Origin of the sequence: Nocardia uniformis NBRC 13702 (genome assembly GCF_001613345.1) — a bacterium.
GTDB classification, from domain to species: domain Bacteria; phylum Actinomycetota; class Actinomycetes; order Mycobacteriales; family Mycobacteriaceae; genus Nocardia; species Nocardia uniformis.
This window is the reverse complement of record NZ_BDCE01000059.1, coordinates 37,518-53,849: the sequence shown is the minus strand read 5'-3', so window position 1 is coordinate 53,849 and position 16,332 is coordinate 37,518. Positions and strand designations below refer to the sequence as shown.

The 16,332-nt window shown below is 65.0% G+C and carries 23 protein-coding genes; 16 read left to right on the top strand and 7 right to left on the bottom strand.

All coding sequences use genetic code 11. The annotated features are described in order from the left end of the window. The first annotated feature begins 10 nt into the window (after positions 1-10). The 3 genes from NU1_RS21525 to NU1_RS21515 all read left to right on the top strand — a co-directional run bounded on the left by NU1_RS21525 (position 11) and on the right by NU1_RS21515 (position 2,300). Positions 11-1,669, top strand: a complete 1,659-nt coding sequence (locus NU1_RS21525; protein WP_067523655.1) for a BCCT family transporter — start codon at positions 11-13, stop codon at positions 1,667-1,669. A 74-nt stretch (positions 1,670-1,743) separates the two neighbouring features. Beyond that, a complete protein-coding gene (locus tag NU1_RS21520; protein ID WP_067523617.1) occupies positions 1,744-2,079 on the top strand; it encodes an MmcQ/YjbR family DNA-binding protein in 336 nt (111 codons plus the stop codon). Positions 2,080-2,096: 17 nt separating this feature from the next. Then, positions 2,097-2,300, top strand: a complete 204-nt coding sequence (locus NU1_RS21515) for a hypothetical protein (RefSeq protein WP_067523616.1) — start codon at positions 2,097-2,099, stop codon at positions 2,298-2,300. Positions 2,301-2,315: 15 nt separating this feature from the next. On the opposite strand, the gene NU1_RS43385 is transcribed toward NU1_RS21515, so the two are convergent. Beyond that, positions 2,316-2,918, bottom strand: coding sequence for a hypothetical protein (locus NU1_RS43385; protein ID WP_245720237.1), 603 nt, complete (start codon positions 2,916-2,918; stop codon positions 2,316-2,318). Here NU1_RS43385 and NU1_RS21505 point away from each other — a divergent pair. Together NU1_RS21505 and NU1_RS21500 are read left to right on the top strand one after the other, a co-directional pair. Continuing rightward, entirely contained in the window at positions 2,842-3,618 is a 777-nt protein-coding gene (locus NU1_RS21505; RefSeq protein WP_371859826.1) for a helix-turn-helix domain-containing protein, read from the top strand. The genes NU1_RS43385 and NU1_RS21505 overlap by 77 nt on opposite strands. Beyond that, on the top strand, positions 3,609-3,965 hold the full coding sequence (locus tag NU1_RS21500) for a DUF397 domain-containing protein (RefSeq protein ID WP_067523613.1): 357 nt from the start codon (positions 3,609-3,611) through the stop codon (positions 3,963-3,965). Before NU1_RS21505 ends, NU1_RS21500 begins: the two co-directional genes overlap by 10 nt. Positions 3,966-4,059: 94 nt before the next feature. Here NU1_RS21500 and NU1_RS21495 read toward each other — a convergent pair whose 3' ends face one another. Then, a complete protein-coding gene (locus NU1_RS21495) occupies positions 4,060-4,701 on the bottom strand; it encodes a TetR/AcrR family transcriptional regulator (protein ID WP_067523612.1) in 642 nt (213 codons plus the stop codon). Between the two features lie 70 nt (positions 4,702-4,771). Between NU1_RS21495 and NU1_RS21490 the strand changes: the two genes are divergently transcribed. Continuing rightward, positions 4,772-5,665, top strand: coding sequence for an NADP-dependent oxidoreductase (locus NU1_RS21490; RefSeq protein WP_067523611.1), 894 nt, complete (start codon positions 4,772-4,774; stop codon positions 5,663-5,665). Positions 5,666-5,885: 220 nt separating this feature from the next. Further along, a complete protein-coding gene (locus NU1_RS21485) occupies positions 5,886-7,016 on the top strand; it encodes a serine hydrolase domain-containing protein (protein ID WP_245720235.1) in 1,131 nt (376 codons plus the stop codon). Positions 7,017-7,100: 84 nt separating this feature from the next. Here NU1_RS21485 and NU1_RS21480 read toward each other — a convergent pair whose 3' ends face one another. Beyond that, the gene (locus tag NU1_RS21480) at positions 7,101-7,511 is read right to left on the bottom strand and encodes a RidA family protein (RefSeq protein ID WP_067523610.1); all 411 of its coding nucleotides are present in this window, start codon (positions 7,509-7,511) and stop codon (positions 7,101-7,103) included. A 79-nt stretch (positions 7,512-7,590) separates the two neighbouring features. Here NU1_RS21480 and NU1_RS21475 point away from each other — a divergent pair, with 79 nt between their 5' ends. Next, positions 7,591-7,974, top strand: a complete 384-nt coding sequence (locus NU1_RS21475; protein ID WP_067523609.1) for a winged helix-turn-helix transcriptional regulator — start codon at positions 7,591-7,593, stop codon at positions 7,972-7,974. A 60-nt stretch (positions 7,975-8,034) separates the two neighbouring features. Here the strand turns inward: NU1_RS21475 and NU1_RS41620 are convergent, their stop codons facing one another. Beyond that, entirely contained in the window at positions 8,035-8,178 is a 144-nt protein-coding gene (locus NU1_RS41620) for a hypothetical protein (RefSeq protein ID WP_157552738.1), read from the bottom strand. A gap of 186 nt (positions 8,179-8,364) precedes the next feature. On the opposite strand from NU1_RS41620, the gene NU1_RS21470 reads away from it, so the two are divergent. Further along, positions 8,365-9,063 carry a glyoxalase/bleomycin resistance/extradiol dioxygenase family protein gene (locus tag NU1_RS21470; protein ID WP_067523608.1) on the top strand — a complete coding sequence of 233 codons (699 nt, stop codon included), beginning with the start codon at positions 8,365-8,367 and terminating at the stop codon, positions 9,061-9,063. Positions 9,064-9,069: 6 nt separating this feature from the next. On the opposite strand, the gene NU1_RS21465 is transcribed toward NU1_RS21470, so the two are convergent. Both NU1_RS21465 and NU1_RS43380 read right to left on the bottom strand, forming a co-directional pair. Further along, a complete protein-coding gene (locus NU1_RS21465) occupies positions 9,070-9,654 on the bottom strand; it encodes a GrpB family protein (protein ID WP_067523607.1) in 585 nt (194 codons plus the stop codon). A gap of 175 nt (positions 9,655-9,829) precedes the next feature. Continuing rightward, positions 9,830-10,297, bottom strand: a complete 468-nt coding sequence (locus tag NU1_RS43380; RefSeq protein ID WP_067523606.1) for a sigma-70 family RNA polymerase sigma factor family protein — start codon at positions 10,295-10,297, stop codon at positions 9,830-9,832. Between NU1_RS43380 and NU1_RS44320 the strand changes: the two genes are divergently transcribed. Then, positions 10,193-10,726: a TetR/AcrR family transcriptional regulator gene (locus tag NU1_RS44320; protein WP_371859825.1), complete on the top strand. Its 534-nt coding sequence runs from the start codon at positions 10,193-10,195 to the stop codon at positions 10,724-10,726. The genes NU1_RS43380 and NU1_RS44320 overlap by 105 nt on opposite strands. Before the next feature lie 41 nt (positions 10,727-10,767). On the opposite strand, the gene NU1_RS40525 is transcribed toward NU1_RS44320, so the two are convergent. Beyond that, positions 10,768-11,415 carry an HD domain-containing protein gene (locus NU1_RS40525; RefSeq protein ID WP_245720233.1) on the bottom strand — a complete coding sequence of 216 codons (648 nt, stop codon included), beginning with the start codon at positions 11,413-11,415 and terminating at the stop codon, positions 10,768-10,770. A gap of 289 nt (positions 11,416-11,704) precedes the next feature. Between NU1_RS40525 and nadD the strand changes: the two genes are divergently transcribed. The 6 genes from nadD (at position 11,705) to NU1_RS21420 (ending at position 16,288) form a co-directional block, all read left to right on the top strand. Then, positions 11,705-12,346 (top strand): nicotinate-nucleotide adenylyltransferase, encoded by a 642-nt coding sequence (gene nadD / locus NU1_RS21445; protein WP_157552732.1) that lies wholly within the window; start codon positions 11,705-11,707, stop codon positions 12,344-12,346. After that, a complete protein-coding gene (gene rsfS / locus NU1_RS21440) occupies positions 12,343-12,756 on the top strand; it encodes a ribosome silencing factor (protein ID WP_067523603.1) in 414 nt (137 codons plus the stop codon). The genes nadD and rsfS overlap by 4 nt, the downstream gene beginning before the upstream one ends. Next, positions 12,753-13,412 carry a histidine phosphatase family protein gene (locus tag NU1_RS21435; protein WP_067523602.1) on the top strand — a complete coding sequence of 220 codons (660 nt, stop codon included), beginning with the start codon at positions 12,753-12,755 and terminating at the stop codon, positions 13,410-13,412. Before rsfS ends, NU1_RS21435 begins: the two co-directional genes overlap by 4 nt. Beyond that, positions 13,402-14,307, top strand: coding sequence for a diglucosylglycerate octanoyltransferase (gene octT, locus NU1_RS21430; RefSeq protein ID WP_245720232.1), 906 nt, complete (start codon positions 13,402-13,404; stop codon positions 14,305-14,307). Before NU1_RS21435 ends, octT begins: the two co-directional genes overlap by 11 nt. Continuing rightward, the gene (locus NU1_RS21425) at positions 14,304-15,146 is read left to right on the top strand and encodes a DegV family protein (RefSeq protein WP_067523601.1); all 843 of its coding nucleotides are present in this window, start codon (positions 14,304-14,306) and stop codon (positions 15,144-15,146) included. The genes octT and NU1_RS21425 overlap by 4 nt, the downstream gene beginning before the upstream one ends. Before the next feature lie 110 nt (positions 15,147-15,256). Continuing rightward, the gene (locus NU1_RS21420; RefSeq protein ID WP_084521681.1) at positions 15,257-16,288 is read left to right on the top strand and encodes a ComEA family DNA-binding protein; all 1,032 of its coding nucleotides are present in this window, start codon (positions 15,257-15,259) and stop codon (positions 16,286-16,288) included. The last annotated feature ends 44 nt before the right edge of the window (positions 16,289-16,332 follow it).

The window sequence follows — 16,332 nt, the reverse complement described above, 5'->3', positions numbered from 1 at the left end:
AGTGGTGGCAGTGACCAAAGTCGATCCGCCCAAACGCCAGCAACACGTATACACCGGGTTCGGACTACGCACCGACCCCTATATCTTCTTCGTTTCGGCGGGGTTGGTCGCGTTGTTCGTCTTCACCGCGATCGTGTTCACCAAACCGCTCAATGACGGCTCCAAGGCAGCCAAAGACTGGATCGTCAGCAACCTGAGCTGGTTCTTCATCTTCAGTGTCACCGGCATGCTGCTGTTCCTGATTTGGATCGCGCTCAGCAAGTACGGCAATGTGCGACTCGGCGCACAGGATTCGAAACCCGAGTACAGCAACCTCTCCTGGTTCGGCATGTTGTTCGCGGCGGGTATCGGCACCGTGCTGATGTTCTGGGGTGTCGCCGAGCCGATCTCCCACTTCGGCAACCCGCCCCGTGAGGGTGTGGTTCCCGAATCGGTCGAGGCGGCCGACGACGCGATGGCCTTCTCGCTCTACCACCTCGGCCTGCACACCTGGGCGATCTTCTGTCTGCCCGCCCTGGCATTCGCCTACTTCATCTACCGGCGCGGGCTGCCGATGCGTATGAGTTCGGCCTTTCATCCGCTGCTCGGGGACCGGATCTACGGACCGATCGGGAAGGCGATCGACATCCTGGCCGTGCTCGGGACGCTATTCGGGGTCGCGACCTCGATCGGGCTCGGCACCTTGCAGATCAATAGCGGGCTGAACTACCTGAGTGACTCGATCCCGGTCGGCAAGGGGACACAACTCGCGATCATCGCGGTCGTGACGGCCATTGCGACAGTATCGATCGTGGTGGGCCTGGACAAGGGCATCAAACGGCTGTCCAACCTCAATATCGTGATGGCCGTAGCGCTGCTTATCTTCGTCTTCCTCGCCGGATCCACCCTGTTCCTCGCCCGGGGCGTCTTCGAGACATTCGGCAATTACTTCGGTGAATTGATCGGGCTCTCCTTCTGGAACGACAGCTACGCCAACCTGCTGGAGAATCGCAGCTGGGGCTGGCAGGGTGATTGGACGGTGTTCTACTGGGCGTGGACCATTACCTGGGCACCGTTCGTCGGCATCTTCGTAGCCCGAATCTCCAAGGGCCGCACCATCCGTGAGTTCGTGCTCGGCGTACTGGCGGCCCCGACCGCGTTCACCATAGTGTGGTTCTCGATCTTCGGACTGTCCGCGATCGATATCGAGATCAACGGTGGTGGCGGCCTGGTCGAGGAAATGGACACCGACTCCGGTGGCGGCGGCGCGCCCTTCGCCTTGTTCACCTTCTTGGAGAACTTCCCACTGACCACACTGATGGTCGCCTTCTCGGTGCTCATCGTGGTCATCTTCTTCACCACGTCCTCCGACTCGGCTTCCCTCGTGGTCGACATGCTCTGCTCCGGCCAGCAGGAAACCGGAACCCCGACCCGGCAGCGCGTCTTCTGGGCGATCACCGAGGGCGTGGTCGGTGGCACGCTGCTGGCGGCCACCACCGGCAGTAGCGGATTGGAAGCGCTCCGAGAAGTCATTACGATCGCGGGCCTGCCCTTCCACGTCCTGGCGTTCTTCATGATGTGGGCGCTGGTGCGGGCCCTGCGCGAGGACGTCGAAGTCGTCACCGTGACCCCGAGGGAAAAGACACCCATCGAGACTCCGAAGGAAAAGGCGACACCCATCGAGACCTGAGGCCCGTGTCGGTCCCCGCGCGTAGTGTGCGGGGACCGGCCATCGGCCGCCCGCTACTGGCCCGAGGAGGAGATATGGACGAGTGGCTCGCCTACTGCCTCACCAAACCCGGTGCGTGGCAAGACGAACCGTGGGAGAACGACGTCGTCGCGAAAGTCGGCGACAAGATCTTCGCCTTCCTCGGCGGCACGTCCATCGGCCTCAAATGCGGCCGCAACCGCGAAGAGGCAGACGAACTAGTCCGGATCTATCCCGACGACGTCTCCTCTTCCCACTACATCGGCCGCTACGGCTGGAACAGCGTCGGCATCACCGGCAAGGTCCCCGAGGATGAGATCCGCGAACTCATCGACCAGTCCTACGACGCCATCGTGAGCAAGCTGCCGAAGTCCAAGCGGCCGGTGATCTGAGCACCATCGCGTGGTCAGTGTCAGGGAGACGGTCCTCGCGGCCGGAACGGCTTCCGCTACCCCTTGCCAAGGGTGCTATTTCATTCCGCTCGGGCGGCGACGAGATCCCCGATGCCTACGAGTGGGACATCGGCGGAGTCACAATCTTCTACACCCTGATCGAAACCGGCCCGCTTTTGATTCAGGTGGTCGTACAGGTGATCGTGATCGACGCTCTTTGACTCCGGCGCGGAGTCTCACAGGATCGATGTGATCGCCGCGACGACTTCCGATAAGAACGGCAGTGATTCGTCTCGTTGGGGAGCGCGGGCCCACCAGCGGCCCTCCTGGGTGTGGCGGCCGAAACTGGTTGGCAGGATGACGTTTCCGCGATGGAGGCCGATGTCGATGCCGTTGCGTTCCAGGAGGGTAAGGCGGTCGGGGGAGGGGGTGCCGTCGGAGACTACGAGGAAGGTGCGGCGGGGTGGGCGTTCGCGGACCAGGACGGGGCCGGGGACGCCACGGATGGTGAGTTCGCCGAGAATTAGAACTCCGAGTGGCTCGGGGGTGTTGATCGCCGCGATCGAGTCGATCAGCGGTAGGACGACGAAGCCGGGGGCGGTGACGTGTACTCGTGGTAGTCCGAACAGTGATCGGTAGGTTGTTGCCCAATCCTGGGCTGTCGCAAGCTCTCTCAGACGTATGGCCGACTCGCGAAACGTGGCGACACTCCGTTCCCAGTGGCTTGGCCAGCGCCTTCGGGACCTACGGGACGCCGCAGGCATAACCCTGGCGGATGCCGCGGAGTACTTGGGGGTCAAGAACACCTCGACCATGAGCCGGTACGAAACCGGCATCATCCCGCTCAGGTGGACTGACGTCGACGCTCTGCTCACCATGTACGGCGTTGCAGATCAGGGGTTACGGTCGGAACTGATCAGCCTCGCCAAGGAAGCCTGGCGCAAGGGGTGGTGGGATGAGTACCGAGATGTGGTGGGCGACAAGCGGTATCTCGATGCCTTCTGGCTCGAGGGTCGCGCCCGCCACATCCGTACCTTCAATCTCGGCTTCATCCACGGGCTCCTCGAGACGCCGGGCTACATGGGCGCGATCTTCCGCAACGACTCGTCGTTCGATGAAGCGGCGGCAGCACGTGCTGTCGAACTTCGGCTCGCCCGCCAGCGGATTCTCGATACCGGGCAGGCGTCAATGACCGCCATCATCAGCGAATTGGTTCTGCGCCAAAGGATCGGGAGTCCGGCGATCATGCGCGAACAGCTGACTCATCTGTTGACCTTGAGCGAACGCGACAGCATCACGATCCGCGTATTGGACTTCGACGCCACCGTTTACCACGCGCTCGCAGGCGCTTTCACGCTCTTCGATCTGGGTGAACCATTCACGCCGGTCGCCTATGTCGAGAACCTCGCAGGCTGCCTCTACGTCGAATCTCCGGCCGTTGAACGCTATCTCGGTGCGTACGATGAGATCGAGAAGGCAGCGCTCACCCCGAGCGAGTCCGCGAGAGTCATCAGGCAAGCGTGCGAGGTATGGAAGTGACGGAAGGGTGGCGCAAGAGTAGCCGCAGCCAGGGCAGCGAACATTGTGTCGAGGTCCGCTATGTCGGGGAAACGATCCTCATCCGCGACAGCAAATACCTGCGGGACAGCGCGAATGACCCTGCGCTGCAACCCATCATCGCAGTAGCAGCAACGGATTGGCCCGCATTTCTGGGTATCGCCGCTGGCCGATCCATCGTTCGGCCACGTGAGCTACCGAGCGTCGAGCGCTTGTCCGACGGCACTGTGACAGTTCGCGATGCCGAAGGTGTCACCCTCACCTACACAGCAGCGGAGTGGCACGCTTTTACCGCGGGGGTTCTCGCCGGAGAGTTCGACGCAGCTTGATCTGAGCCGTCGGAATCGTTGTCGGTTCTCAAACTGGTGTTCTCCAGAATCCGCATGCCAGCTGCGTGTGCGGATCGACGTCGAAACCAAGCGTTCAGCGACTTGTAGCAGCCTGATCGGCCTCCGTCCTACCTGGAGGAACAGTTCCGCGCGCACGTCGAGAAGGGCGGGCGACCTCCCAGGCCGCTTCGATCATCTGGAAGATCTCGTCTACCGCGGCGTCGGGATCGGTGGCTTCGCGGGCCAGCGAATGGGCGTCGATCACGAATCTCGCGATGGTCGCGCAGGCCGTTGTGGTCTGGGGCAGGTCGAGGTCGGCTGCGATGGCCGTTGCGAGGGACTCGGCGTGGCGCAGCCGCATCGATTTCTCGTACTGCAGCAGGGCGGGCGATTCGTCGATCAGGCGCCGGATCGGGGCGCCGCCCGGCGCCGTGCAATGCCGCACCAGAGCCCGGATTTCGGTGCGCAGCGCGGGGATGAGCGGCTCGTCCGGCGTCCGGCTGCTGACCGCCTGCGTGAGGCGTTGCTCGAAGTCTTCGTCCTGCTCGAAAACCAGCGCTTCCTTCGAGGCGAAGTGGGAGAAGACCGTGGTGACGGCCACGTCGGCGGCGGCGGCCACCTCACGGATGCCTACCGCGTCGTATCCGCGGTCCAGGAATAGCCGCAGGGCCGTATCGGCGATCTTCTGGCGGGTCGCGGCCTTCTTACGTGCACGGCGCCCGGGCGGCATGGTCATCCCTTGACGCTATCAGATACAAAATAGGAGCAGCTTCAAAATGCTAACCGTTAGTGTTAGCGTCGATCGCATGAAGAGAGTGAGCTTCGCCGAGTTCGGCGGCCCGGACGTGCTGCGACTCGTCGACGCCGAGGAACCTCACGCGGGCCCCGGCCAGATACGCATCGCCGTCCGGGCGGCGGGCGTGAACGCCGTCGACTGGCGGATTCGTGAAGGCCAGTTCCAGCAGGCCCATCCGATCGAATTGCCCGCCGGAGTCGGTCTCGACGCCTCCGGGGTGGTGGACGAGGTCGGCGCGGGTGTCGAAGGGGTCGAGGTCGGCGACCACGTGTTTGGCGAAGGCTCGAGCACCTATGCCGAGTTCGCCGTGCTGTCGGCCTGGGCCCGCATGCCCGAGGGCTTGACGTTCGACGAGGCGGCCGGATACCCCTCCGTCGTGGAGACCGCGCTGCGCATTATCGGTGAGGTAGAGGTGCGATCCGGGCAGACGCTGCTGGTCAGCGGTGCGTCCGGGGGTGTGGGGTCGGCGGTGCTGCAGATCGCCCGCGACCGCGGCGTCACGGTGATCGGCACGGCGGGGGCCGCGAACCAGGACTATCTGCGAAGCCTGGGCGCCGTCGCCACGACGTACGGTGAGGGCTGGGTCGAGCGGGTGCGGCAGCTCGGACACGTCGACGCGGCTCTCGATCTGGCGGGCTCGGGCGTGATCGGCGAGCTCGTCGAGCTGACCGGGGATCCACGGAAGGTGGTCTCCATCGCCGATCTCGGTGCGCCGGAGTTCGGTGTCCGATTCTCCGGCGTGGCCGGGAGCGTATCGGCGGCGCTCGCCGAGGCCGTCGACCTCATTTCGCGGGGAAAGCTCCACCTCCCGGTCGAGAGGTCGTACACGCTCGCCGAGGCCGCGGCGGCGCATGTCGACAGCCGTTCCGGTCACACGCGGGGGCGACGGGTCATCGTCGTCTGAGCCGTTTGTCGCACAGTCGCACAGTCCGGCAAGCCTGAATGGCGGAACGCACCCGTCGCCGAGTCTGCTGGGCAGGGATGGCGGTCGTTGAGCCGGTGCCCGTGGCAGCATCCGCACACGCACCGGCTCACCCGTCCTGTGCGGCCTGGTGCTCCAGTGTGATGTGCTGCGGTACTGCGGTCCGATGTGTTCGCGGGCCTTGGGTTCCTACCGTCGGGGCATGCGCATACGAGCCTTCGCTCTTCCGATCTGCACAGCCGCGGTGCTCCTGGTCGGCTGCGCGACTAGCCCGGTCGAGCCCGCTTCCGTACCGTTGGTCGCCGTCGACCGTGCGGACACGGTGCGCGGCGATCTCGACGCGGTGGTCGACGCGGGAGCCGTCGGGGCCATCGCGACGCTCACCGAAAACGGTGCCACCACCGTGGTGACCTCCGGCCTTGCCGATATCACCGCGGGGACCCCGATCCCGACCGATCCTCCCCAGTACGTCCGGGTCGGAAGCCTCACCAAGACCTTCACCGCCGCGATTGTGCTGCAACTGGTGGCCGAGGACCGGATTGTTCTCGACCAGTCGATCGATACGTATCTGCCCGGTCTGCTCGCCGGTGACGGCGTGGACGGGCGCGCTATCACGGTCCGCCAGATCCTGGGCCATCGAAGCGGGCTGCCCGACCCGGCCGCGTCCCCGGAACTGAACGAGTTCGCGGCGGCACGCGACGGCCGTACCTTCACCCCGCCGCAGGAGATCGCACTCGCCCTGCAACATCCCGCGCGGTTCACCCCCGGTGCTCAATTCGAGTACGCCAACATCAATTACATTGTCGCGGGCATGCTGATCGAGGCGGTGACCGGACACCGCTACACCGATGAGCTGCGTGATCGCGTCCTCACTCCGCTGAGTCTGTCGGACACCTATCTGCCGACTACCGGTGAAACCGGTCTGCGCGAACCGCATCCGACCGGTTACGCCACCGTCGACGGGGCGGTTGTCGATACGACGCTGATGGAGCCGTCGCTGCCATGGACATCGGGCGCGATGGTCAGCACCGGTCCCGATCTGAACCGGTTCTTCCTCGCGCTGCTGGCCGGTCAGGTGGTGCCGCAGACTCAACTGCGGCAGATGCTCGACGGCGTCGATATGGGCAACGGTGACGGCATGTCCTATGGTCTCGGCATCGGGTACACCCAACTACCTTGCGGCGCACAATATGTCGGCAATGTTGGTGGCGTTGTCGGTTTCTCCGCCATATCCGGTGCCACCGCGGCTGGGCGCGCCGTTACCTTCTCCTACACCGGCACACCCTCCACCGTGGATATCGGCAAATCGCTCACCCATGCACTATGCGAGTGAGCCTCCGCCCCCACTGAAGCGGTGCGGCCCCACCCGGGAATCCGAACGGGGCCTACCTGCTGTCCGTAATGCGACGGCCCGTCCTCAGTCGAGTACGGCGACCGCCTCGACCTCGACGAGCACGTCGGGCTCGAAAAGGTAGTCGACGCCGATCGCCGACAAGGGCGGCATCGGCCGCGGGATCGCGAGCTCGTCGGCGACGCGCTCGATACCCGCGACGAAGTCGTCGTACTTGTCCGGGCTCCAATGCGTGACGAAGAACCGCAGTCTGACGACGTCCGCGAAACTCGCTCCGGCACCGGCCAGCCCGCGCGCCGTATTGCGCATCGCCTGCGCGACCTGCCCGGCCAGATCGCCCGTCGCGACAGGATTGCCCTCGCTATCACGTGCGATCTGGCCCGCCACGTGCACCTGACGAGTGCCCGTGCTGATCGAAACGTGGTGGTACGGAACAGGAGCGAACATGCCCTCCGGGGTCAGCAGCTGCACTGCCATGGTGTGGTCCCTTCGTCAACGGAGTTGGTATCCGATGTCTACCTGGTGCTAGGAGGGAACTTCAACGAGACTAGGTGTCATGCTGGAAACCTCCCCACCCGCTCCGCAGCTCACCGAGCACCACCGTGAGCTGCTCGATCAGGTCCTCGACAAGTGGTCGCTGCAGATCCTCGACGCCCTGTGCGAGAAGCCGCTGCGCTTCAACGAACTTCGTCGCGCCATCCCGGTCGTGACGCAGAAGCCACTGACGGCCGCCCTGCGTCGCCTCGAACGCAATGGAATGGTCGAGCGCGTCGTCACCAGCACGCGACCGGTCGCCGTCGAGTACCGAATCACGCGGATCGGCAAGTCATTACAGGACCTCATCGACGCACTCCTGCGCTGGACCACTGTCACATTGCCCGCTGTCGAACGCGCACGGGCGCGGTTCGACGACCAGGCTGAAGCCGAAGAAGCGACATAACCTCGAGGGCGGAAGCACTGGCGGCGGTGTCACCGGGATGACAGTTGCGGCAACCAACGACTACTGCAGGACAAGGTCCGGGCTGTAGATCCGAGCAATGCCCTGACCATCCTTGGTGATCTCGGTGAAACTGCGATAGAGATGCCCGGGCTGCGCCAGCGCCGCGTCCACGGTCAACGGCGGGGAGGGATACCGCCCGTTCATACAAGGCCCTAGTAGTCGGGGCACCCGAGACGGTAGCGATCGGTGCCGTGAAGCGATGAACTGCGCCGACCAGCGGGCAAGTCTTGATTGACCTCCACAGATAGATCCGAACCGCCGATGACCAGGGAAAGTCGGGGTTCTCACCTTTATGTGCGTGCGGAGGAGTCGATCTCTACCTTCGGAAACATGACGGAGAAAACGATTCCCAGGCTGATGGCCCAGTCGATCGAGTCGGTAGCCGACTTCTACACCGCATTGGGGTTCGAGATCACTTTTCAGCAGACGGCGCCCTACCAATTTCTGAGCGTGAAGCGCGGCGGTATCGAGCTGAACTTCTACGGAGACAAGAAGTTTGATCCGATGTCCGCCACACATGGCTGCCTCGTCGATACCGATGACGTCGACTACCTGTACGCGGCCTTCACCGAAGGACTACGGGAGGCCTTCGGGGCGGTGCCCACGCAGGGACTGCCGCGGGTGGGTGCGTTGAAGGATAAGACCTACGGGGTGCGAGAGTTCCTGGTGAACGATCCCGGTGGGAACACCATCCAGATCGCGCAGCCGATCAGCGAGGACCAGCGCCACCGGCCACTGCCGAAGGCGACATTCGACCGAGCCATCCACATGGGCTCACTATTCGCCGATTCCAAGCAGGACCTGGAGCTGGCGGTGAAAGTCCTGGACCGAGCCCTGCACCGAACCGATGAGCAACCGACCCCGGTCCAGCTCGTGAAGCTGCTGATACTCCGGGCCGATGTGGCGGTCCGCCGCGGTGAGCCCGCCCTGGCCCAGGAACTGCTGGCCCGCGCCAGGGCCGCCGAGGCCAGCGGACCGGAACTCGCTGACGACCTCCGCCGACTCGCGGAGCTCGAAGCCGGGCTGTGAGCACGGTCAGCCCTGCAGGGCGCGGGCCATGATCGCCTCGACGACATCGCTTTTCGCGTCGGCGTAATGCTGCACGTATTTCCAGCTGCGTTGGGCGAGTTCCCGCTTGGTCGCGTCGTAGTACGCCCGATCCCCGTCGTGCGTACGCAGTCGGTCACGGAAGGCGAGCATGCGTTCGATCTCCACAGCCGCGAGCTCTGGCGAGAAGACATGCAGGTTGACGTTGTACGGCGCGCCGTCCTCCACTCGTCGGATGAGGCACCGGTGCTCGTACCAGTGCGGTTCGCGGATGCGCAGCGTGTACCCGATACCTTCGAGCGCCGGGATATAGGCGGCCTCGTCGGTGGTGTCGGGGACGGCCAGCAGGATGTCGATGACCGGTTTGGCCGCCAGCCCCGGCACCGAGGTGGAACCGGTGTGCTCGAGGCGCAATACCAGCGATCCGAGCGCGTCGCGCACCGACGCCGCTTCGGCGGCATACCAGTTCGGCCATCGCGGGTTGTAATCCTCGAGAACCACCTGAATCGCATACGGTTTCAACTCGCCGATCGTGGCGGCGGCAAGGTCATCATCTGAGCCCGAGGTTGCCATGCCTCACCATATCGGCGGTCTTCGTGACCGACAGCGCGGCGGTCGATCCGGTCGGGTTTTCCGACGCCCACGGGCCGCACTCATGGCCCCGCTGACGTGGTGGCGGCTCGGCGGGCGGGCAACCACGGCGACAGTGGTGGTGGTCCGGGCGTGTAGGCGCCGTGCTGTCTGCTGCTCAGCGCAGGGTGAGTGGGGTTTTGGATTCGATGTGAGTCAGTTTCTCCGGGTTGCGGACGAAGTAGACACCGGTGATGTGGGCGTCGTCGATGCGGAAGGTCATGATGCCATCGAGTTCGCCGTTCAGGCGCACGGCGAGTGCGGGGTTGCCATTGGCGGTGGTGAGTTCCGTGGTGAGGGCGGCGCCGACTTTCTCGGTGCCGGTGATGAGGTAGCGGATTACCTTCTCGGCGCCGCAATAGGCACGATGACCAGCGACGACCCGATCCGTCGCGGCGGACGAGAAGCGCAGCGCCGCCGCACCCGCAAAGCGATCCTCGACGCGACGGTCCAACTCAGCGCCAGTGGCGCGACGCCGAGTATCGACGAGATCGCCGCCGCCGCCGACGTATCGCGCCGCACCATCTACACGTACTTCCCCGCTCTGGACCAGTTGCTGATCGACGCGACGGCCCGCGCGCTTCATGAGCCTCCCGTCGAAGCGGCCCTCGCGGATCCCGCGCTCGCCGACGACCCCGCCGGTCGCGTGGACGCTCTCATTCGAACCCTGCTGGCATACTCGCCGCAATCACTTCCCCTAGGCCGCCGAATGATCCGCCTGACCGTCGATACGCCCACGAGTGACACCCGAGAACCAGGTAACCCGATCCGCGGCCACCGCCGGGTGGAATGGCTGGAGCAAGCCTGTGAACCGCTGCGAAAAACCCTGAGCGAAGCGGCTTTTCAACGTTTGATCTCGGCCCTGACCATCGTTGTCGGCTGGGAGGCTCAGATCGCCCTGCGTGACGTGCGCGGCCTCGGCCCGCAGGCGGAAGAGGAGGCCATTACCTGGGCCGCGCGTGTACTGGTTGAGGCTGCGATCGAGGAACACGAGGCAAGCGCCGACGTAGGTTGATTCGCCGGTCGCCGCGCCGGCCTTCGATCAAGCGGACCGAATCAGTCCTGCCACCCGCTCGCCTCGATAATGGAATCCCAAGTCATATAGGGCAGTTCGGGGTGCCGCTGGTGGACGATCTCCCCGGCGAGGGTGGCCGGCCACGCTTTGCGCGGATTGGCGAGGGCCTGCGTTTCGATCGACGTGGTGAGGGCTCGGGTGCCACCGAGGCGCGGGTAGGTCGCGTGCACCTGGTCCGCATAGCCCGACGGTAGATCCGATGGGCCGCCTCCGACGTCGATTCCTATGCCTTCCACGGCAATCCAGCTCGCCGCCGGACGCCGGCGGCGGTAGACGGGGGAGTCGGTGAAGCCGGAGGTGTGGGAGGCGATGGCGTCCCACACGGTGTCGACGCGAGTGTCGGTGACGCCATTGTCTTCGAGGAACTGGGCCGCGTAGTCCGCGCCGTCGATTTCGAATGGCTGGTCGCCATTGGCGATTTCGGCCAACCCGATGTCGTGCAGCACACAGATGAGAAACATCGTCTCCTCGTCGTAGTCCGTGTCCGGACGTAGGCCTTCCCGCGACGCGACGGCCTGCCCGAACAGGAACCCGCGCACACTGTGATTCAGCAGGTGCGGCTTCAGCGTTCGAGTGGCGAGTTCAATTGCCTTGTCCGCGAGTGGAGTTGATGGCAGCGGTTGGGGCACGGTGGTCTCCTCGAGTGAGTGGATGCGACTGTGCCCAGTCTGCGAAAACACGGGAATGTCGACAAGGACATACTGCCCACAGATCCAGTCATCGTGTGCCGATCGCCGGATACGTTGACCTACTCGTCCACACAGCGCGAAAGAGGTCGGGGAGAACCCCACGACCCCGGCGAAATCATCTGTGTCGCGGTGGGCGTGATCCAGCAATTCAGTGAACAGCAAATTTCTGGCAGCGATCGGTGCCTGGCGCGGAGGTATATCGGTAACCCTCCCGGTAAGCTCGGCATTCGTGCATACGACAGGGCGCCGCAAGTTGGGGGTGATGGGCGGCACCTTTGATCCCATCCACCATGGACACCTGGTTGCCGCCAGTGAGGTGGCCAATCGGTTCGATCTGGATGAGGTCGTATTCGTACCCACCGGGGTGCCCTGGCAGAAGTCGGGGAAGACGGTGAGTGCCGCCGAGGATCGGTACCTCATGACCGTTATCGCTACGGCGTCGAATCCGCGATTCTCCGTGAGTCGGGCGGATATCGATCGCGGGAAGATGACGTATACCGTGGATACTCTGCGCGACCTGCGGGAACACTATCCCGACGCGGATCTTTACTTCATCACCGGTGCTGACGCACTCGCGAACATCCTGACGTGGCAGGATTGGTCGGAGTTGTTCGAGCTGGCGAAATTCGTGGGCGTGAGCCGTCCGGGGTTCGAGTTGAATATCGATCATCTGGCCGAGCATCTTCGTGACTACCCTGCCGACGCGGTCACCATGATCGAGATCCCCGCCCTGGCGATCTCGTCCAGTGAGTGTCGTCGGCGGGCGAGCGAGGGGCGGCCGGTGTGGTACCTGGTTCCGGACGGGGTCGTGCAGTACATATCTAAGCGGCATCTCTATGTGCCGGAAGCGAACGGGAAGGTGGCAGGGTGAGCGCATCGGTCGAGGCACTGGAGATGGCACGGGTGGCCGCTCGGGCGGCCGACGAGAAGCTGGCCTCCGATGTGTTGGTGCTGGACGTTTCGGAGCAGTTGGTAATCACCGACTGTTTCGTGATCGCGTCCGCGCCGAACGAGCGGCAGGTCAACGCGATCGTCGACAATATCGAGGACAAACTGCGAGACGCCGGACGCAAGCCGGTCCGTCGGGAAGGCACCCGCGAAGGGCGTTGGGCGCTGCTCGATTACGTCGACATCGTGGTGCACATCCAGCACAACGACGAGCGTGACTTCTACGGCCTCGATCGGCTGTGGAAGGACTGCCCGCAGGTGCCGGTGGACGGTCTCCAGAACGTCAATGGCGCGGCGAAGGCCGATGAGAACGAGGTCGGGGACGACGAGTGAGCAAGCTCGCCGGCGTGCGTCGGTTGGTCCTGCTGCGGCACGGGCAGACCGAATGGAACGCCACGGATCGTATGCAGGGCCAGATAGATACCGAACTCAGTGAAGTCGGTCGACGGCAGGCCAAGGACATCGCACGCGAATTGTCCGGCTGTGGTGCCGTCCATATTGTTTCATCGGATTTGAAGCGCGCCCACGACACCGCCCTCGCTGTCGGTGACAGCATCGGGCTGGACGTGGTGACCGATGAGCGGCTGCGGGAAACCAATCTGGGCGATTGGGAGGGCCTGACTCATATCGAAGTCGACGCCATCGCACCCGGCGCGCGCGTCGCGTGGCGAATGGATGCCAATTGGACTCCGCCCGGCGGCGAATCCAAGCTCCAGGTCGGGATGCGCGCCCTGCCGGTGGTGCACGAACTCTTTACCGAGCGGGCGGACTGGCCGGGTCGTACCATCATCCTGGTTGCGCACGGCGGGCTGATCGCGGCGCTGACCGCGGCCGTGCTCGACCTGCCGCCCCAGAACTGGCCTGCGTTCGGCGGGCTGGCCAATACGAGTTGGGTGCAGTTGAGCAGCCACGGTCCCAGCCTCGACCGGCCCGGTTGGCGTCTCGATGTATGGAATGCGGCGGCGAAAGTAGCTCCAGATGTCCTCTGACTCGGTTCAGAATCCCGGCGAACGACAGGTGTCCGACGAGCTGCTGCGGCAGGCGTCCGACGTGAAGCGGGTCCGGCATTTGCCGGACACGCTCTTCGGTGGGCCTGCGGCACCGCCGGAACAGGAGCCGGAACCCGAACCGGAGGCAGAACTAGAACCGGTGGTGAAAGAGCGACCGGTACTGTTGGTGATCGCCGATTCGCTGTCCTACTTCGGCCCGAAAGGCGGCCTGGCCGCCGACCACCCCCGGATCTGGCCCAACCTGGTTGCGGCCGAGCTGGATTGGGATGTGGAACTGGTGGCGCGGATCGGTTGGACCTGCCGGGACGCCTACTGGGCACTGATCGGCGATCCGCGCGTGTGGGCGTCGGTGCCGCGCGCCGGGGCCGTGGTGTTCGCGACCGGCGGTATGGATTCGCTGCCCTCGCCGCTGCCGACCGCGCTGCGTGAGCTGATCCGCTATACCCGCCCGCCTTTCGTGCGACGGCTGGTGCGCAATGCGTACAACTGGTTGCAGCCCAAGCTGTCTCACCTCGGATTCCCGGTGGCGCTGCCGCCGTCGGTGAGTGTCGACTACCTGGAGCAGTCGCGAAACGCGCTGGCGGGGTTGCGGCCCGAGCTGTCGATGGTTGCCGTGCTGCCCTCGGTGCACAGGTGCGACGCGTACGGCCGGGTGCACAAGGGGCGTGAGCCGCAGGTGCGTGCGACCACGGCGTGGGCGGCGAAACACGAGGTGCCGCTGGTGGATCTGGCTGCGGCCGTGCGTGACAATATCTTCTCCGATGACGCTAATCCCGATGGCATCCACTGGGGTTGGGAAGCACACAGCGCCGTGGCGCGCGCCATGGTCAAGGTGCTGTCCGAAGTGACATCCAACGAGGTCCACACTGCATGACCGTGGTCGTTGTCACCGACTCATCGGCGAGTCTGCCCGCGGATCTCGTCGCCGACCTCGGTGTGGTCACCGTGCCACTGCATGTGCTGGTGGACGATCGTGAAATCCGCGAGGGCGTGGATGAATTCGAGATCGATTACGCGTCGTCGTCGGTGACCACCTCGGCGGCGTCGCCGGGTGAACTGCGGGCCGCATACGAGCGGGCCCTGGAGCTCAGTGATGGCGATGGTGTTGTGGCCGTGCATCTTTCGCGGCAGCTGTCCGGCACCTGGGAGGCCGGACGGCAGGCGGTGCGCGATATGGATGCCGCCCACCGGGTGCTATTGGTCGATTCCCTCAGTGCCGGTGTCGGTACCGGACTGACGGTATTGGCCGCTGCTCGCCGTGCCCGTTCGGGTGCGGAGTTGGATGTCGTCTACGACACGGCCGTGGCGGCCTCGGTTCGCGGTCGCGCGTTCATTGTGGTCAACCGCACCGAGCAATTGCGTCGTGGTGGGCGATTATCCAGTGCGGCAGCGTTTTTCGGCACCGAATTGGTGACCAAGCCGATCCTGCAGATGGTGGACGGCCGTCTCGAACTTCGCGAGAAGGCGCGCACCCGCTCCAAGGCGTTCACGAAACTTGTTGCGGCAGCGGTTGATGCGGCGGGGGAGGACGGCGCCGCGGTCGCCGTGCAGCATCTCGGCGCGGAAGAGGCCGCCAACACCATCGCGGGCCAGCTGCGCGATCTCATCCCCGGGATTCGTGAGCTGATCGTCTGCGAATTCGGTCCGACGCTGGGTGTGCACCTCGGTATGGGAGCCGTCGGCGCCCTGGTCGTGCCGGGCGGATGCGGCTGAGATACGGCCGTTCGAAGCTGGTTGTCCACAACCCGTGAACTATCCACAGACTTTCTGAAAGCCCAGGTCACCGGCATCGAGGGCGATTTGGGCCGCCATACCGTGGGCCTATGCCACGAATCGACGAACATACGCAGGTCCGCCAGCGGCTCGGCTCGCTCACGGGACCCGAGCCGCCGCAGGACCCGGACGAACTCGTTCCGGGCCCGCCGCATGCCGGGCATTGGGATGACGACGCACTCGACCCTCCGGAACGGCCCGCGGCACGCGAAGGGGCATACGGGCAGGGAGCTGGTTCTCCAGCATGGGTAGGCGAGCCGGGTGGCGGGATGGCGGCGTGGCACGAGCGTCTGGTGCCGCAGCGGGTCCGGGGGACTCGGTGGGATCCGGGGCATCGGGGAGCGTTGGTGCTTGCCGGGGTGGGATTGACGGTGGTGTTGGTGGCCGGGGTGGTGTCGCTGCGGGAAAGGCCGGTGGCGCAGGCGGTGCCGTCGATCGCCGCGGTGCGTACCGAAGCGCTGTCGACCGCCGAGCCGGGCCAGTTGACCGCGGCGCCCGGATCGGCGAATCCGGAGGGTGGTGCGCCGTCGACCGTGGCCGCGCCGCCGGGCAGCCGGGATCCTTCGGGTGGTCCCACCGGTATCAATGGGCATCCGGCCGCCAGTGAGCTCGTTGTCAGTGTCATCGGCATGGTCGAACGTGGTGGGCTGCTGCGGTTTCCGGCCGGGGCACGGGTCGCGGACGCGCTGACCGCGGCGTCTCCTCGGGCCGACGCCGACCTGTCCGGATTGAACCTTGCGCAGCATCTGGCCGACGGGGATCAGATCGTCATCGGAAAGACCGGTCCCCGTCCCGACGTATCCCAGGTCGGCAGCACGATCGTGGGTGCCGCACCGCCATCGCCCACCGGCGCGGCCGCATCGGGTACGTCGCAGCCGTCCGGTGTCGCGAAGAAAGTCGACCTCAATACCGCTACCGAGGCCGACCTCGAAGCTCTTCCCGGCGTCGGACCGGTTACGGCTCGCGCCATTCTCGGCTGGCGGACGCAGCACGGCCGGTTCACCTCCATCGATCAACTCGCTGATATCGATGGGATCGGACCGGCTCGCCTCGCCAAACTCCGCGTGCTGGTGACGATATGAGCACCGCTACCGGGAACCCGCGCGGTGCGAACTCGGCTTCCGGT

What these genes read in the sequence shown, in the direction of transcription:
- NU1_RS21520 (WP_067523617.1), top strand. Translation starts at nt 1,744, where the DNA reads ATGGACGAGTGGCTCGCCTACTGCCTCACCAAACCCGGTGCGTGGCAA.
- NU1_RS43385 (WP_245720237.1), bottom strand. Translation starts at nt 2,918, where the DNA reads ATGATGCCGGTTTCGTACCGGCTCATGGTCGAGGTGTTCTTGACCCCC.
- NU1_RS21500 (WP_067523613.1), top strand. Translation starts at nt 3,609, where the DNA reads ATGGAAGTGACGGAAGGGTGGCGCAAGAGTAGCCGCAGCCAGGGCAGC.
- NU1_RS21495 (WP_067523612.1), bottom strand. Translation starts at nt 4,701, where the DNA reads ATGACCATGCCGCCCGGGCGCCGTGCACGTAAGAAGGCCGCGACCCGC.
- NU1_RS21490 (WP_067523611.1), top strand. Translation starts at nt 4,772, where the DNA reads ATGAAGAGAGTGAGCTTCGCCGAGTTCGGCGGCCCGGACGTGCTGCGA.
- NU1_RS21485 (WP_245720235.1), top strand. Translation starts at nt 5,886, where the DNA reads ATGCGCATACGAGCCTTCGCTCTTCCGATCTGCACAGCCGCGGTGCTC.
- NU1_RS21480 (WP_067523610.1), bottom strand. Translation starts at nt 7,511, where the DNA reads ATGGCAGTGCAGCTGCTGACCCCGGAGGGCATGTTCGCTCCTGTTCCG.
- NU1_RS21475 (WP_067523609.1), top strand. Translation starts at nt 7,591, where the DNA reads ATGCTGGAAACCTCCCCACCCGCTCCGCAGCTCACCGAGCACCACCGT.
- NU1_RS41620 (WP_157552738.1), bottom strand. Translation starts at nt 8,178, where the DNA reads ATGAACGGGCGGTATCCCTCCCCGCCGTTGACCGTGGACGCGGCGCTG.
- NU1_RS21470 (WP_067523608.1), top strand. Translation starts at nt 8,365, where the DNA reads ATGACGGAGAAAACGATTCCCAGGCTGATGGCCCAGTCGATCGAGTCG.
- NU1_RS21465 (WP_067523607.1), bottom strand. Translation starts at nt 9,654, where the DNA reads ATGGCAACCTCGGGCTCAGATGATGACCTTGCCGCCGCCACGATCGGC.
- NU1_RS43380 (WP_067523606.1), bottom strand. Translation starts at nt 10,297, where the DNA reads ATGAAGCGCGCGGGCCGTCGCGTCGATCAGCAACTGGTCCAGAGCGGG.
- octT (WP_245720232.1), top strand. Translation starts at nt 13,402, where the DNA reads ATGTCCTCTGACTCGGTTCAGAATCCCGGCGAACGACAGGTGTCCGAC.
- NU1_RS21425 (WP_067523601.1), top strand. Translation starts at nt 14,304, where the DNA reads ATGACCGTGGTCGTTGTCACCGACTCATCGGCGAGTCTGCCCGCGGAT.
- NU1_RS21420 (WP_084521681.1), top strand. Translation starts at nt 15,257, where the DNA reads ATGCCACGAATCGACGAACATACGCAGGTCCGCCAGCGGCTCGGCTCG.